General features: G+C 69.2%; 16 protein-coding genes. 7 read left to right on the top strand and 9 right to left on the bottom strand.

Features of this window, described 5'->3' with window-relative positions; all coding sequences use genetic code 11:
• Positions 1-80: 80 nt before the first annotated feature.
• Positions 81-944, top strand: coding sequence for an LLM class flavin-dependent oxidoreductase (locus tag AB0B82_RS10635; protein WP_360164908.1), 864 nt, complete (start codon positions 81-83; stop codon positions 942-944).
• A gap of 581 nt (positions 945-1,525) precedes the next feature.
• Positions 1,526-1,687: a hypothetical protein gene (locus tag AB0B82_RS10630; protein ID WP_360164906.1), complete on the top strand. Its 162-nt coding sequence runs from the start codon at positions 1,526-1,528 to the stop codon at positions 1,685-1,687.
• Between the two features lie 712 nt (positions 1,688-2,399).
• Here the strand turns inward: AB0B82_RS10630 and AB0B82_RS10625 are convergent.
• A complete protein-coding gene (locus AB0B82_RS10625) occupies positions 2,400-2,603 on the bottom strand; it encodes a cold-shock protein (RefSeq protein ID WP_134100749.1) in 204 nt (67 codons plus the stop codon).
• 445 nt (positions 2,604-3,048) lie between these two features.
• Here AB0B82_RS10625 and AB0B82_RS10620 point away from each other — a divergent pair, with 445 nt between their 5' ends.
• The gene (locus tag AB0B82_RS10620) at positions 3,049-3,345 is read left to right on the top strand and encodes a protealysin inhibitor emfourin (protein ID WP_360164904.1); all 297 of its coding nucleotides are present in this window, start codon (positions 3,049-3,051) and stop codon (positions 3,343-3,345) included.
• A gap of 57 nt (positions 3,346-3,402) precedes the next feature.
• On the opposite strand, the gene AB0B82_RS10615 is transcribed toward AB0B82_RS10620, so the two are convergent.
• From AB0B82_RS10615 to AB0B82_RS10605, 3 genes are all read right to left on the bottom strand, one after another.
• Positions 3,403-4,857, bottom strand: a complete 1,455-nt coding sequence (locus AB0B82_RS10615) for a beta-N-acetylhexosaminidase (protein ID WP_360164902.1) — start codon at positions 4,855-4,857, stop codon at positions 3,403-3,405.
• Positions 4,858-4,975: 118 nt separating this feature from the next.
• The gene (locus AB0B82_RS10610) at positions 4,976-5,719 is read right to left on the bottom strand and encodes a fructosamine kinase family protein (RefSeq protein WP_360164900.1); all 744 of its coding nucleotides are present in this window, start codon (positions 5,717-5,719) and stop codon (positions 4,976-4,978) included.
• Positions 5,694-6,896, bottom strand: a complete 1,203-nt coding sequence (locus tag AB0B82_RS10605; protein WP_360165018.1) for an MFS transporter — start codon at positions 6,894-6,896, stop codon at positions 5,694-5,696. The genes AB0B82_RS10610 and AB0B82_RS10605 overlap by 26 nt, the downstream gene beginning before the upstream one ends.
• Positions 6,897-6,943: 47 nt before the next feature.
• Between AB0B82_RS10605 and AB0B82_RS10600 the strand changes: the two genes are divergently transcribed.
• Both AB0B82_RS10600 and AB0B82_RS10595 read left to right on the top strand, forming a co-directional pair.
• Positions 6,944-7,609, top strand: a complete 666-nt coding sequence (locus AB0B82_RS10600; protein ID WP_360164898.1) for a CGNR zinc finger domain-containing protein — start codon at positions 6,944-6,946, stop codon at positions 7,607-7,609.
• Positions 7,610-7,792: 183 nt separating this feature from the next.
• On the top strand, positions 7,793-8,209 hold the full coding sequence (locus AB0B82_RS10595) for a VOC family protein (protein WP_360164896.1): 417 nt from the start codon (positions 7,793-7,795) through the stop codon (positions 8,207-8,209).
• Positions 8,210-8,263: 54 nt separating this feature from the next.
• On the opposite strand, the gene AB0B82_RS10590 is transcribed toward AB0B82_RS10595, so the two are convergent.
• Positions 8,264-9,001 carry a phytanoyl-CoA dioxygenase family protein gene (locus tag AB0B82_RS10590; RefSeq protein ID WP_360164895.1) on the bottom strand — a complete coding sequence of 246 codons (738 nt, stop codon included), beginning with the start codon at positions 8,999-9,001 and terminating at the stop codon, positions 8,264-8,266.
• Positions 9,002-9,071: 70 nt separating this feature from the next.
• Between AB0B82_RS10590 and AB0B82_RS10585 the strand changes: the two genes are divergently transcribed.
• The gene (locus AB0B82_RS10585; RefSeq protein WP_360164893.1) at positions 9,072-9,890 is read left to right on the top strand and encodes an AraC family transcriptional regulator; all 819 of its coding nucleotides are present in this window, start codon (positions 9,072-9,074) and stop codon (positions 9,888-9,890) included.
• A 180-nt stretch (positions 9,891-10,070) separates the two neighbouring features.
• Here AB0B82_RS10585 and AB0B82_RS10580 read toward each other — a convergent pair whose 3' ends face one another.
• The 3 genes from AB0B82_RS10580 to AB0B82_RS10570 all read right to left on the bottom strand — a co-directional run bounded on the left by AB0B82_RS10580 (position 10,071) and on the right by AB0B82_RS10570 (position 12,628).
• On the bottom strand, positions 10,071-10,601 hold the full coding sequence (locus tag AB0B82_RS10580) for a phosphotransferase (protein WP_360165016.1): 531 nt from the start codon (positions 10,599-10,601) through the stop codon (positions 10,071-10,073).
• 731 nt (positions 10,602-11,332) lie between these two features.
• Positions 11,333-11,767, bottom strand: a complete 435-nt coding sequence (locus tag AB0B82_RS10575) for a hypothetical protein (RefSeq protein WP_360164891.1) — start codon at positions 11,765-11,767, stop codon at positions 11,333-11,335.
• A gap of 294 nt (positions 11,768-12,061) precedes the next feature.
• The gene (locus AB0B82_RS10570; protein ID WP_360164889.1) at positions 12,062-12,628 is read right to left on the bottom strand and encodes a hypothetical protein; all 567 of its coding nucleotides are present in this window, start codon (positions 12,626-12,628) and stop codon (positions 12,062-12,064) included.
• A 63-nt stretch (positions 12,629-12,691) separates the two neighbouring features.
• Here AB0B82_RS10570 and AB0B82_RS10565 point away from each other — a divergent pair, with 63 nt between their 5' ends.
• Entirely contained in the window at positions 12,692-13,372 is a 681-nt protein-coding gene (locus AB0B82_RS10565) for a hypothetical protein (RefSeq protein ID WP_360164887.1), read from the top strand.
• 102 nt (positions 13,373-13,474) lie between these two features.
• Here AB0B82_RS10565 and AB0B82_RS10560 read toward each other — a convergent pair whose 3' ends face one another.
• A complete protein-coding gene (locus AB0B82_RS10560; protein ID WP_360164885.1) occupies positions 13,475-14,362 on the bottom strand; it encodes a DinB family protein in 888 nt (295 codons plus the stop codon).
• Positions 14,363-14,393: the final 31 nt, after the last annotated feature.

Here is a 14,393-nt window from a genome sequence, read left to right as displayed (position 1 = left end):
CTGTCTCGTGCGCAGCGCACAGCTCGCAGTGCCGCTGGGGGCGGGGCCTCGGTGGGGCGGTACATCGTTAGGGTGCGAACATGCGTTTTGGGATCGCGATCTTGCCGGAGTACCGCTGGCGTGACGCCGCACCGCGTTGGCGCCGCGCGGAGGAGTTCGGCTTCGACCACGCGTGGACGTACGACCACCTCACCTGGGCCGGCCTGCAAGACTCACCGTGGTACGGAACGACGCCGACCCTGACAGCGGCCGCGCTTGCCACCTCCACGATCAAACTCGGCACCTTCGTCACTTCGCCGAACTTCCGCCACCCGCTCGCACTGACCCGCGAAATCCTCGCGATCGACGACGTCTCCGACGGCCGCTTCCGCTGCGGCATCGGCGCCGGCGGCAGCCTCGACGCGACGATCCAGGGCGGACCGGAACTCACCCCGCGGCAGCGCCAGGACCGGTACGAGGAGTTCGTCGGACTGCTGGACACGCTGCTCACCACGGATGGCGTCACGTTCAAGGGGGAGTACTACGAGACGCGCAACGCCCGCACGCTACCGGGCTGCGTGCAGCAACCGCGCGTACCGCTGATCCTCGCCGGCAACGGTCCGCGATCCGTCCGCTTCGCCGCTGAGCATGGCGATGGCTGGGTGACCACCGGGGGAGCAGGCGACGACCTGGACAGCTGGTTCAAGTCGGTAGCCGACCTGACCCGCCGCCTCGACGACCACCTCGCCCGGCGTTCCGACGACCGCCCCTTCGACCGTTACCTCTCGCTCGACTCCACCGTCTACGCCCTCTCCAGCCCAGCCGCCTTCGAAGAAGCAGTAACCCGAGCCGCCGCCCTCGGCTTCACCGACGTCATCACCCACTGGCCCCGCCCCGACGGCCCCTACGCCGGCACCGAAAGAGTCCTGGAACAAGTGGCCACCCTCCTCCCGACCCTCCGCTAAATCCCCGCGACGCAACGGTCAGCCCGCAAGCTCACCAGATACTTGCCGTCCGCCTCCAGCGCCGGCCACGCAGTACGACCCCGCCAAGAACCGCGTTGTGTCAACAGGGCATGGCGATCGGAACGGGTCAGGCGCTGGATGCGTACCGGTGGCGGCAAGGCCCAACCGACCTGGGCGTCGGGACTGGTTGTCGTGGGGTGTGGTGGTCGGGACTGGTTGTCGTGGGGTGTGGTGGTCGGGACCGGCTGTCGGGGGTGCGAACAGGTTGTGGTGGGCATGCACCTGGTATTTCCTGTCCCAGCCCCCGCAAGGTGGAGCCCCCACCCGACAACTGGCAGCTCGGGGATGCGGATGCCGCCTCACCATCCCCTCGATCGCTCCAGCCGCCCCCCGAGCCCCGCACGTCCGCCGCGTACCAGCCCCGCGTCTTACGACGTTCGCGCCGTACGACCACCGCGCCGTACGACCACCGCGCTGTACGACCATCGCGTCGTACGAGCGCCGCGCCGTACGTAACGAGTGCGACAGTCGGCACTTTGTGCACCAGATCCGTACGCGAGGGGTGGTTTCGTACGGATCTCGTGCACAAAGTCGCGCTGGCGGCCGGAGTGCCCGTGCGCGCCGTACGTCCATCGCGCCGTACGTCCATCGCGCCGTACGACCATCGCGCCGTACGACCATCGCGCCGTACGACCACCACGTCGTACGACCACCGCGTCGTGCGACCACCGCGCCGTACGTAAACGAGTACGAGCGCCGGCACTTTGTGCACCAGATCCGTATGCGAGGGGTGGTTTCGTACGGATCTCGTGCACAAAGTCGCGTTGGCGGCCGGGAGTGCCCGTGCGCGCCGTACGTCCACCGCGTCGTACGACCGCCGCGCTGTACGACCATCGCGTCGTGCGACCACCGCGCCGTACGTACGCGAGTACGAGCGCCGGCACTTTGTGCACCAGATCCGTATGCGAGGGGTGGTTTCGTACGGATCTCGTGCACAAAGACGGGTTGGCGGCCGGGAGTGCCCGTGCGCGCCGTACGACCATCGCGCCGTACGACCATCGCGCCGTACGACCACCGCGTCGTACGAGCGCCGCGCCGTACGAGCTCCGCGCCGTACGTACACGAGTACGAGCGCCGGCACTTTGTGCACCAGATCCGTACGCGAGGGGTGGTTTCGTACGGATCTCGTGCACAAAGACGCGTTGGCGGCCGCGAGCGGTCCGCTGCCCTCGTCCCGCCGTACGTTCACGCCGGGCGGAACCCCAGTGCCGGGCGGAACCCCAGCGCCGGGCGGAACCCCAGCGCCGGGCGGAACCCCCGCGCCGACGGAGCGTCCGCGCTGGGGAATGCCGCGCGCGGGAACGGGCGTGCCGGGTGGGCCGGGAATGGCGAAGGGGCCGGCACACCGTTTGGTGTGCCGGCCCCTTCGTTGGTTCTAGAAGGGCGATCCAGGGATCAGATCGCGCGGATGTTCTCCGCCTGCAGGCCCTTCTGGCCCTGGGTGATCTCGAACTCGACGCGCTGGTTCTCGTCCAGCGAGCGGAAGCCCGACATCTGGATGGCCGAGTAGTGCGCGAACACATCCGCGCCACCGTCATCCGGGGTGATGAAGCCGAAGCCCTTGTCAGCGTTGAACCACTTGACAGTACCGACAGCCATTGTCTATCTCCTCGATGGCTATTTAAAATCCGCGACCCACACCTCATGAGCCGCGCGTCGCCGAAAGGCCCCAGACGACAGACCGGCCATGCAGCACAGCAAAAGTCTCAGGGAGTCCAAACTTGCAACGCCATAACTGTAGCCGTTTCGCGGGCGGATGGTAGGGGTGACGGCAAACACGTGTCGCTGATTGTCGCCGGGCGTTACGCTGCGTGCCCGGCTGGATTCGGGTTCCGGAGGGTGGGTGGGCGACCGTGATTCCCGCGCCGACCTGCTGTTTCGCAGGTGGTGAACGGTCTCCGGTGTTGGCAACGAAGGACAATCGGCCGGTACGCCGGGTGATGGGCGCAGGAATCTGATCGAATTTCTCGGCGTGTCGCGCGGCTGTGGACACTTTGGGTGCGGTCCGTGTGGTTGCGTGGAGTGCAACGTCGAGGAGGCGCGAGTGATCGTCAAGGTGCGGCGGAGCGGCGGGTTCGCCGGACTGGTCCAGGAGGGTGAACTGGACACCACCGGGCAACCGGACGCGGACCGGCTGGAGGCGGCGGTCCATGCCTTGGGCCCCAAACATCTGGGCTCCGGGCAACCACAGCCCGACCGGTACGTGTACCGGCTCGAGGTGCGCGACGTCCGTGCACCGAACCCCACGCAGCACACCGTCGCTCTGCACACGATCGCCGAGCAGGATCTGGACGAGACCACCGCCTGGCTGCTTGACCGCGTCCTCACGCCACCCTCCTGACGGCCGCGACGGGCGGCGAAGCCAACCCGCCGCAGCATCACCCCCGACGAAGCGGGGTCAGGCCCAGTCGATCTCGGCGGAGCGGTGATAGTTGACGCCGAGCGCCTCCCATCGAGGGCCCTGGCCGGCCAGGCGGTCGCGGTATCGCTTCCAATCGAGGGCGGATTCGGGGGACCAGCCGAGTTCGGCGATGCCGGGCAGGCGGGGGAAGACCATGTACTCGACCTTCGCCAGGTCGTCGAGCGTTTCCGTCCACAGCGGCGCCTCGACGCCGTCGATGGCGGTCGCGGGGACGCCGGGGATCAGCGTCGCCGGGTTCCAGTCGTAGGACTGCTCCACGCTGACCAGTCCCGCCCACTGCAGCCCGAGCGGCGTGTCCTCGTCGTACTTCATGTCCAGGTAGGCGCGGTTGGCGGGCGAGAGTACGAGCGTCGCGCCCTGCTCGACCGCCTTGACGGCCAGCGCCTGCGCCTTCTCGTCCTCCGTGCCCCAGTACTGCACGATCGTCCCGGCCGGCAGTGGCGCGTCGGCGATCTCGTGCCAGCCCATCACGCGCTTGCCCTGGTCGACGACGAGTTGCGCGGCCTTCGGCACGAAGGTCAGGTAGTCCTCGTGCGGCGTCACATGGGCCTCGTCGCCGCCGAGGTGGACGAGGTCGCCCGACGTCTGCTCGGCGACCTCACGGAACACGTCGGCCAGGAACTCGTACGTCCGCTCCTTGCCGCTCGCCAGCGAGCTGAACCCGACCTTCGTGCCGGTGTACAGCTCGGGCGCGACGCCGTCCGCGGTGAGTTCCGGGTACGACGCCAGCGCCGCGTTGGTGTGTCCCGGGGTGTCGATCTCGGGTACGACAGTGATGTAGTGCTCCCCGGCGTACCGGACGATCTCGGCGAAGTCGGCCTTCGTGTAGGCACCGCCCGCGCCGCCGCCGACCTGCAGACTGCCGCCGTACTCGGTGAGCCGCGGCCAGGAGTCGACCTGGATCCGCCAGCCCTGGTCATCGGTCAGGTGCAGGTGCAGCCGGTTGATCTTGTACCGCGACACGAGCTCGATGAAGCGCTTCACTTGGTCGACGGTGAAGAAGTGCCGGGTGACGTCGAGCATGACGCCGCGGTACCCGTACCGCGGGGCGTCCGAAATCGTCGTGCCCGCGATCTCCCACGGGCCGTCCTGCACCCCAGCCGCCTCGATCTGAGCGGGAAGCAGTTGGCGCAGCGTGGTGACGCCCCGGAACACACCCTCTGCGGTCGCACCGGTGATCGTCACGCCGGACGAATCGGCGCGCAGTTCGTACCCCTCGGTGCCGAGCGAGTCGGCACCGTCGGTGGACAGCGTGATGGTGCCGGCGCCGGTCCGTACCGGAAGGCCGAAGCCGGTGGAGCGGCGGAGTTGCGCGGCCAACCGCTCGGCGATCGTCCGAACGGCGGAATCGGTGCTGCCGATGGAGGCGTCTGGGGTCAGCGTGAAGGTCTCGTCGGGAAGCGGCTGCTGCGTCGCGGGGTGCGGAATCATGCTCGAGAGTGTTCGCGGGCCACGCCTTTACGTCAAGAGGCTTCAATACCACCGCGCAGCACCGCCGTCGGGTACCACCGCGCAGCACCATCCTCAGTACCACCGCGCAGCGCCATCCTCAGTACCGCAGCCCCAGCTCCACCGCTTGACCCACGTATCCGCCGCCGAACAGCACCACGTGCACCAGCAGCGGATGAAGCTGATGCAACCCGATCCGGTCCCGCCAGCCGTCCGCGAGTGGATGCGCCTCGTCGTACGCGCGGAGCACCCGATCGAGCTGTGGCAATCCGAAGAGCGCGAGCATCGCCAGGTCGGTCTCGCGATGCCCGCCGTGCGCCGCCGGGTCGATCAGGTGTACTCCGCGCGGCGTCCACAGCACGTTGCCGGACCACAGGTCACCGTGGATCCGGGACGGTCCGTCGGACGGATCGTCGTACGTACCGGCCTCCAACCGGCGACACACACCCTCGAACTCATTCAGCCGAAGACCGCGCTCGCGAGCAGCTCGCAGGTACGGCCGTAGCCGAAGGTTCGCGTAGAACTCACCCCAGGACCGCGGAGGCTCCGAAGCATGCGGAAGCGGAAGCGTCCCGATGTACCCGTCGCCCTCCCACCCGTCCGGAGGTACGCCGAAGTAGCGGGCGCCGGCGTCGTGCGTGACGGCCAGGCGCCGACCGAAGTCCTCCGCGGCGGACGCAGTCGGTGGAGCGGACTCCAACCGCCTTGTCGTGAGCTGGGTGGGAGAGACGTCGAGCGGTTCGGCCACCGGCGCGCCGCCGGACACACGCAGCCAGCGCAGACCGGCGGCCTCGACCTCGAAGAACCCGGGAGGCGCGTCAGACCGGCTCTTCACGAAGCTCATGGCGGCACTCTGGCACGACCTGCCGCCGACGGACGAGCAACGGCTCGCTCAGCATCACCAGCGCGGCGATCGCGGTCAGCAGCCCGCCGACCAGCGCCACACTCCGGACGGTCGTGATGTCGATCAGCGCCCCGCCCACGAAAGCGCCGGCGGCGATCCCGACGTTGAACGCCGAACTCATCCCGGCCGAAGCGATGTCGGTGCTGCCCGGAGCCACCTGCAGCGTCCGGCTCTGCGCGGCCACGGCCAGTCCACTGAAGGCCAACCCGATCACCGCGATCAGCGCGACGGCCAGCACCTGCACGCTGCCCAGGCCGTACAGGGCGAGCAAGCCGACCGTGATCAGGACGAGCGGCAGGACCACGGTGCCCCACGGATACCTGTCGAGGACCCGCCCGACGATCAACGTCCCGACCAGACCGCCCGCGCCGCTGGCCAGCAGGATCGGTCCGAGCGCGCTGGACGGAAATCCGGTGATGTCGAGGAGGAACGGCGTGACGTACGTGTTGTACGTCAGGAACCCGGTGACCCCGATCGCCGAAGCCACGATCAGTACGACGTACCGCCGCAGGTCGGGTGTGCTGCCGCGGCGCGACGGGCCGTCCTGCACTTCGGTGCGTGGCAGCAACGCGACGATGCCGGCACAGGCGGCCGCGCCGAGCAGCGTCATCAGGATGAACGGAACCCGCCAGCCGGCGCGCTCGCCCAGCCAGGTGCCGACCGGGATACCGAGGATCGGGGCCAGTGCGGTGCCGATCGCAAGCCGCGCGACCACCCGGCCGCGGAGCTCCGGCGGGAACAGGCTGGTCGCGATCGGCGGCGCGATCGCCCAGAACAACGCTTGCGCGAGGGCGATCGCCAGCCGGGCCGCGAACAGCAGCTCGTACGTCGGAGCGGCGGCGGAGAGCGCGGTGGCGACGGTGAGGACGCCGAGGGTGCTGCCCAGCACGAGGCGACGCGGCAGCCGATGGGTGAGCCGGGCGAGCGGGATGGACGCGAGTACGACGACCGTGGCGTACCCGGTGACGAGCAGGCCGACCTGCGAGCGGGACCGCCCGAGGTCGTCCGCGATGACGGTCAGCAGACCGATCGGAAGCACCTCGACGGTGACGAACGAGAACGTCGAGATGCCGAGGAACACCAGCGCGGCGGCCGCGCGGCGTGACGAGAGGGTCATGGTCACCTGATCCCGGTAAAATATCGGACAGTGGTAGCATCTCATCCATGACCGACAGTTCTCGCGCGGAATATCGCATCGTGGGCGGACACCCCGCCCTCGATCTGGTGAACACGGTCAGCCCGCGGATTCCGGGCGGTCCGGTGGACTTCGACCACCTCGCCGTACCGGCCGATCTGCTCGCCTGGAGCCGCCGTTGCGGGCTTCTGGACGCGCGCGAGGAACAGGCGGTCGAGGAGGCCTGGCGGACGGCTCCGGAGTTGGCGACCAAGGCGCTCAACGCGACGCTGGACATTCGCGAGGCGACGTACGACGTGCTCGCCCCACGGGCCGCCCACTCGGCGGCCACTGACGCGCACGACAAGCCTGGGGGAGCCTTCGAACGGCTGATGTTGCGCTGGTCGGCGGCGGCTGCGAGGTCGATGCTCGTCCCGTCGCGGGCCGGCGAGCACGGTATTGCCGATCTGGTCGTCGGGACGTCGCCGGCCCAACTGATTCCCGATCGGCTGGTGGTCGCGGCGGTCGAGCTGATCCGGACTGTGGAGCTCCGCCAGTTGCGCGCCTGCCCGGTCGCGGACGGTGGCTGCGGATGGCTGTTCCTGGACCGCAGCCGGAACGGTTCGCGCCGCTGGTGCGCGATGGCTGACTGCGGGACGCGAGCCAAGGTCCGCAAGCTGGGGGAGCGGCGCCGCGCTACCAGTGTCACCGGCTGATAGTGGTAGCGAACTCGATCCTTCACTGTCAGCAACCGGCTCAGTCGGCGAGAACGCGTGTCGAAAGGTGCGAAGTGTCCCCGCGACCTGTCATCGTAGGCGGCCGGGCCTTCCGACCAGAGGGCCCTGCCCGCACCTGCCCCGCGACCAGGGGCCGGTTGACGTACAGAATGTGGAGGACAGATGACGCAGGTGGCAGAGCAGCCGGGCAGTACTGCCGGGCGGCTCGGCTCGGTGGTTCTGGAGTGCCCGGATCCGTTCGAGCTCGCCCAGTTCTACTCGGCGCTGCTGGGGCTGGACATCGACGAGAACGGTGACGAGGACTGGCGGAGCCTGACCGGCCCCGGCTCCTCGCTCGGCGTCTCGACGCTGGCCTTCCGGCGCTCGGAGGAGTACGTGCCGGCCACCTGGCCCGGCACCGACGCGCAGGATCTCCACCTCGACCTGATCGTCGAGGACCTCTCCAGCGGTCACGCCACCGTGGTCGCCCTCGGGGCCGAACCGCTCGACCCCCTGGACCCGCCGCCCGCGCACAACGAGCGCGGCTGGCGGATCTACGCCGACCCGGCGGGACACCCGTTCCGGATCTGCCTCGAGTAATCACGTGCAAGGGCCCGTCCTCTCCCCGAGGGCGGGCCCTTTCGTCTGTCCGGCTCAGCGGGCTCCGCGGTATGCGAAGTGCCGGCCCTCGACGTACCGCGGCCGCGGCTGGTAGCTGTTCACTCCGGGCTTCCCGCGCAGATGGAAGGCGCTCGGGTACGGCGTCTCCGGGTCGGTGATCCGCGTCGATGTCGGGATGTAGCGAATCGTCAGCCCGCAGCGCCGGTACGGCGATGTGTTCGCGTTGCTGCCGTGCACGATGTTCGGGTGGTGGACCTCGACATCGCCCGGCGCGAGCACCATGTCGACGGCCTGCGACTCGTCGACCTCGACCGCGATCTCCTTGCCCAGCACGCTCTGCACCTCGGTGTTGTCGCGCATCCCGGCCACGTCGGAGCGGTGACTGCCGGGGATTACCCGCACGCAGCCGTTCTCCGGGGTCGAGTGGTCGACGGCGAGCCAGAGCGTCACCACCTCCATCGGGTCGAGCGGCCAGAACGCGGCGTCCTGGTGCCAGAGCACCGGCTGCCCGGAGTACGGCGGCTTCGAGATGTAGTGCGACGCGAACAGTGCGATGTCCGGCCCGATGAACTGCTCGGCGATGTCGACGAGCCGGTCGTCGCTGATCAGCCGCACCCAGAACGGGTCGTCGCGCAGGTAGATGTGCCCGAGTTGCTCGGGCCGCACCTCGGGATGCCGGGCCTGCAGCCATTCGACATGATCGTTCACTTCCTTGATCAGGTCGTGGTCGATGACGTCGCGGAAGATGACGTAGCCGTCTGTTTCGAACATGCCTTCAGCGTGCGGGTTCGGCGTACCCGAGGCCTAGCAGCGGTACGACGAGAATTTGTACTGTCGTGATGTGGATCAGGTGCTGAGGTTCGAGGCGCATGCGTTCGGTCGGCCGTACCACGCCGCGCGGGTGCGCATCCCCGCCCGGGCCAGCGACACCGAGCTGCACACGCACGCGGACTTCCACGAGTTCATGGGAGTGCTGGCCGGGAGCGGCGAGCACCTGCTGACCACGGGCACCGCGCCACTGCGCGCCGGCGACGTGGTCTTGGTCCGGCCGAGCGACCGGCACGCGGTGCGCGGCTCGGCGCCGGACGGTCTGGAGTTCGTCAACGTCGCGTTCCCGAGCTCGCTGTGGCAAGGATTCCTGAACCTCACCCGGACCGCGTCCTGGCCGTCCCGCGGTCCGGTCACCTTCCATCAGCCTGCCGCCGTACCTGTCTTCGAGCACGCGTTGGACCGCTTCCAGAGTGATCCGACGACGTACGACCTGCTTCGGTTCTGGATCGACCTGCTGGACCTGCTCGCTCCTGCCGACCGCAGCGGCTCCGGTGTACCCGACTGGCTGGCCGAGGCGTGTACGTCGATGCGCGCCGAGGACAACCTCCGCGGCGGCGTACCGCGCCTGCTCGAACTGGCTGGTGTCAGCGCCGGCCACCTGTCGCGCTCGATGCGGGCAGCGTACGGCGTCACACCGACCGGCTTCGTCGCAGACCTCCGCCTGGAACACGCCGCATCCTTGCTGGCAGCAACCAACCTGACGATCGCCGCGATCGCCACCCGCTGCGGCTTCACCAGCCAGTCCTACTTCACCCGCTGCTTCACCACCGCGCACGCCCTGACCCCCACCGATTTCCGCCACCGCTCCCAACGAGCCTTCGTCCCCTGACAACAGGCCGGCTGCTCGAAGGAAGAGCGGGAGCTCAGCCGTTGCCGCGGTAAGTCACGCCGGGCGCCGGTCCGATGTCCTCGACGAGCTTGGTCAGGTTCCCGCGGCTGACCAAGCTGGTGGAACGTCGTTAGGGCTGCGAGGCATGGGAGCTGACGGTCGATCGCCAGCTCAGAGACCTCATCCAGGAGTTGCGAGCACCTCGCCGATCGCGTGCCGTGCATCGTTCGCCAGCGTCGGGTTGGTGTCCTTGTGATGCGCCAACACGATCAGGGCCTGTGACAGCACGCGCCCGCGAAGCCACGTCGCGTCGTCCACGTCCAGCGCCGCACGAAACTCGTCGCGGACATTCGCGGGCAATAGGTACCACACGGGGAACGGGTCGTACGCCGGATCGCCGACACCGCATGTCTCGAAGTCGCGCACCGCTGTCAGCCCGCCCTCCGCCGACACGAGCAGGTTGCTCGGCGTCAGGTCCGAGTGCACCAACACCTCGCGCCCGTCGTAGGGCGCCGCGAACGACTCCTCCCACGACGCCAGCGCTGCGCGAGTGTCGATCAGGCCATCCAGTTGGCCGATCGCCTTGCGCGTCGAGGAGTCCATCGCGGCCATCGGGGCGCGCGTGCGGCGCTCGCCCGGATACGCCGGCGGCCGGTCCGGCAGGTCGATCCGCCGGAACGCGTCGACGAACGCCGCGAGGTCCGTCGCCAGCCCGCGTGGGTCGGCGAGCGCGTCGGGGCAGGGGTGCGTACAGGCAGGAACGGCGCGAATGCCGCGAGGTGGCCATCCCCTCTGTCGAGGCGATCGGTTTCGCCTGCTCCCGTTGCACGATGTCGGTGATCGAACGCCGGAGCAGCAGCCGTACGGACAGGTCGGAACCCAGGCGGTAGATCGCGTTCACCAATCCACCGGAGTCGACGGGCTCCAGCGGCAGCGCGGCCCACTGCGGGAACTGAACGGCCACCAGTTCGCGGACGAGCGGCGTGTCGATGTCGGCCTGATCGGCGTGGATCTTGCGGGGACTCGCGAACCTCATCGGAACGGTCGATTCGTCCGCCGTCAACCAACATCGCCCGAACAGTCACCGATGTCTGGATGCAGAACTGTCACTCATGTCGTGCGACATGACGACACCGGCACCCTTCCGGCGCCCTCCGAGACTTGAATTGAAGCGAACATACGTTCTAATATTGGCACATGCAGATGAGCGTCGGAACCGGGACAGGCAGCGGCCAGCGGGTCGCCGCCGATACCGCCTCACGCACCGATGCGGCCCCTGGCGGTGGCGCGTGCCTCCATTGCAGCTGCGAGCCGCTGGACGATGACTACATCCCGGACGACCTGTACCAACTGACTGGTTCTGAGCTCCCTGAAGATGCGCGTTTCATTACTGAGCAGGACCAACTGGACGCGGAGCTCGACGCGTTGCTGGGCCTGAATCGCTACTCGCGGGTGGACGAGTTCGAGTGGCAGGAATGGGACGGTGTCGAACAGGATGCGGCGGAGCGGGAGATGTTGCGCCGGGAGGCGCCGGCCTGGGTGTCGCTACCGCCCGGCGGCGCGCTGGCGTCGGCGTTGGAGATGACCCGCCCAGAGGTGATGTCGCCGATGGCGCTGATCGAGTTGATGCGGGCCGCGGACCGGCTGATCGGCTGGGGCGAGGCGATCAAGGCCAGCGCGACGGCGTCGTTCGTCCGGCAGCGCCGCGCCGAGCATCGCGAGTCGCCGCGCCCGACCCAGCTCGATTCCAGGGGCCGTCCGGTCGACGCGGAGCGGTCCTGGTATGGCGAGATCGCGCTGGCGCTGGGGTTGTCGCCGAACACGGTGGGGCGGCGGGTGGCGACCGCGTTGCGTCTGACCTCGTCGCTGTCGGCCACTCATTCGGGGTTGCGGTGTGGGGCGCTGACGTGGGGTAAGGCGCTGGCGATCTCCGAGGCGACCAGCGCTCTGCCCGATGAGGCGGCGCGGGCGGTGGAGGCGCATGTGCTGAAACGTGCCGCGAAGCAAACCCACCGGAACTTGATGGAGTCGCTGCGCCGCCAGGTCGCCAAACACACCGCTTCGCAAGCGGCCGACGAGCACCGCGCCGCGGTGGCCGAGCGGACCTGCAAGATCGTCCCGCTGGCCAACGGCATGGCCGGACTGTGGATCGTGCACACCGCCGACAAGATTCAGCGGATGTGGGTGACCATCCAAGCCATGGCCGCCCTCGCCAAACGTGGCACCACTGCCGCCACTGCCGCCACCGCCACTGCCGCCACCGCCACTGCCGCCACCGCCACTGCCGCCACCGCCACTGCCGCCACCGCCACTGCCGCCACCGCCACCCCCGACGCCGCCACCCCGACGCCGCCACCCCCAACGCCGCCACCCCCAACGCCGCTAGCCCTGACGCCGACGCCGACGCCGACGCCGCGACCGCATCGACCGCATCCACCGCCATCGACGCGGCCACCCCTGACGCCGCCACCGCTACCCGTGACGCCGCTACCCGTGACGCCGCCACAGCTGACGCCGCTACCCGTGACGCCGCCACCGCTGACGCCGCTACCCCTGACGCCGCCACCGACGCTCTCAATGACGCTCTCACCGACGCTCTCACCGACGCCGTCAGCGATGACGACGCCATCGCGCCGCGCGGTGCACCGGTGGATCGTGGAGTGCCGGCTCTCGCGGACGCCGGCCCAGGGTCCCCGGATGCCAGACCCGACACCGATCGCGATCCGGGCGCCAACCATGACGACGCCTCCGCCGGCAGCACCGGCGCCGCCGCCGGAGCGGGTGCTGCTGCGGGTGTTGCTGTGGGTGCTGCGTCGGAGAAGGACGTTCGCACTGCCGAGCAGCGGCGCGCGGATGTGGCCGCGGATCTGTTCGAGCACATCCTGCGCAACGGGCTGGACTGGCTCGGCCGGCGGCTGCCCGACCAGCACCGCCGCCGCCCGCACATCGAGGTCGTCGTCCCCGCCTCGACGCTGCTCGGCCTCGACAACGACCCTGCCGAACTCACCGGCTACGGCCCCATCCCCGCCGGCATGGCCCGTCGCATCGCCGCCGACGGCACCTGGCGCCGGCTCCTCACCGACCCCGCCAACGGATCGGTGCTCGAGGCCTCCACCACCCGCCACGACCCAGGCGTGCTGGTCACCGAAACCCTCCTCGCCCGCCACCCCGTCTGCGCCTGGCCCGGCTGCAACCGCACCTCGCGCGAGTGCGACCGCGACCACCTCATCCCGTTCACGCAATCAGGCCGCACAACCCTGACCGGAATGGCGCCGTACTGCGAATATCACCACGTCATCAAGGACACCAAAGCCTGGAGATGGAAAACCGTCAGCCACCCCGACGGGTCGATCACACTGACCACGCCCACCGGGCACCGCTACACCACCGTCCCACCCGCCCGCGGCCCCATCACCCAGCAGCCCGACGCAAATCCCACCGCCGGTCCCCGGCAGGCGGCTCACGACCCGCCACCGTTCTGAAGACAGGAGGCATGCCATCTCCGGAGCCATCACGGCAACGCCGTCGCCGGCACATCGATCAAGACGGCGCCAGCTCTCGCTCCTTGAGCTTGGTCACCGCTCCTAACGGGACTCGGGTGCTGATCGGATCGTCGCGAGGTACTCCGGCACAATCGTCGTGAGGTATTCCGCCACATCTGTCTGCTTGAACCATTGCGCCCATCCGAGTACGTCGGCGTTGAACCGGGAGTCGGTCAGCGACAGGTCCGCGCCGTTCTCCACCAGGAACCGGAGAGTGGGGAGCGAGCCTGCTCCGGCCGCGAGGTGGGCTGCGGTGACGTTGTCCGCCGTAGGTTCGTCGACGGCGAAGCCGAGGTCCGCGAGTTGCGGGATGACCTCCCAGCGCTGCGCGGCGGCCGCCTCGGCGAGCAGTGCGGGGCGGTCGGCCGACGTGAGCTCACCTGCAAGGGCAGCCGCGAATGGGTCTTCGGCGTGCACACCGCGGTAGAAGTCGCGGACGGTGCCGACCTCGGCGCCGTGGTGGATCAGTTCGTCGAGGATGTGCAGGGCGAACGACGTGCCGTCGTGCTCGGCATACGGCCCCGCGATCTCACCCATCGGTCGGTCCAGGTCCTCCTGACTCAATGCAGCGAGCCGGCGGCGCCGGACGGCGTACGCGTGATCGAGCGCCGCCAGGGCGGCCTGCACCGAGCCCGGTTCCGTCGGCTCACCGTCGTCGGGCGCCGGCTCCTGGCCGAACCAGGTGGCTGTGCGCTCCGCCTGCAGGATGTCGATCAGATGCGTGACCCGCCACGCCACCGTGGTGAAGGGCGCCGGCTCCGGCGGGAGCGCGGACCGATCGCTCACGAAGCCGTTGCCGTTCGGGCGGACCGACCAGCAGCCGTCGAACGGTTCCCAGAAGTACTCGTCGTCCGTCAGACCGGCGAGGCGGTCGCGCAGCCGCGCCCAGGCGAAGTCGGACAGGTCGAGGAGATGCTGTGTCGTGGTCATACACCGCACGGTAGGACGACCTGCGGACAGG

The sequence above is a fragment of the Kribbella sp. NPDC048915 genome, assembly GCF_040649595.1.
Taxonomy (GTDB): domain Bacteria; phylum Actinomycetota; class Actinomycetes; order Propionibacteriales; family Kribbellaceae; genus Kribbella.
The sequence above is the reverse complement of the archived record's forward strand: the minus strand, read 5'-3'. Positions and strand labels throughout refer to the sequence as shown.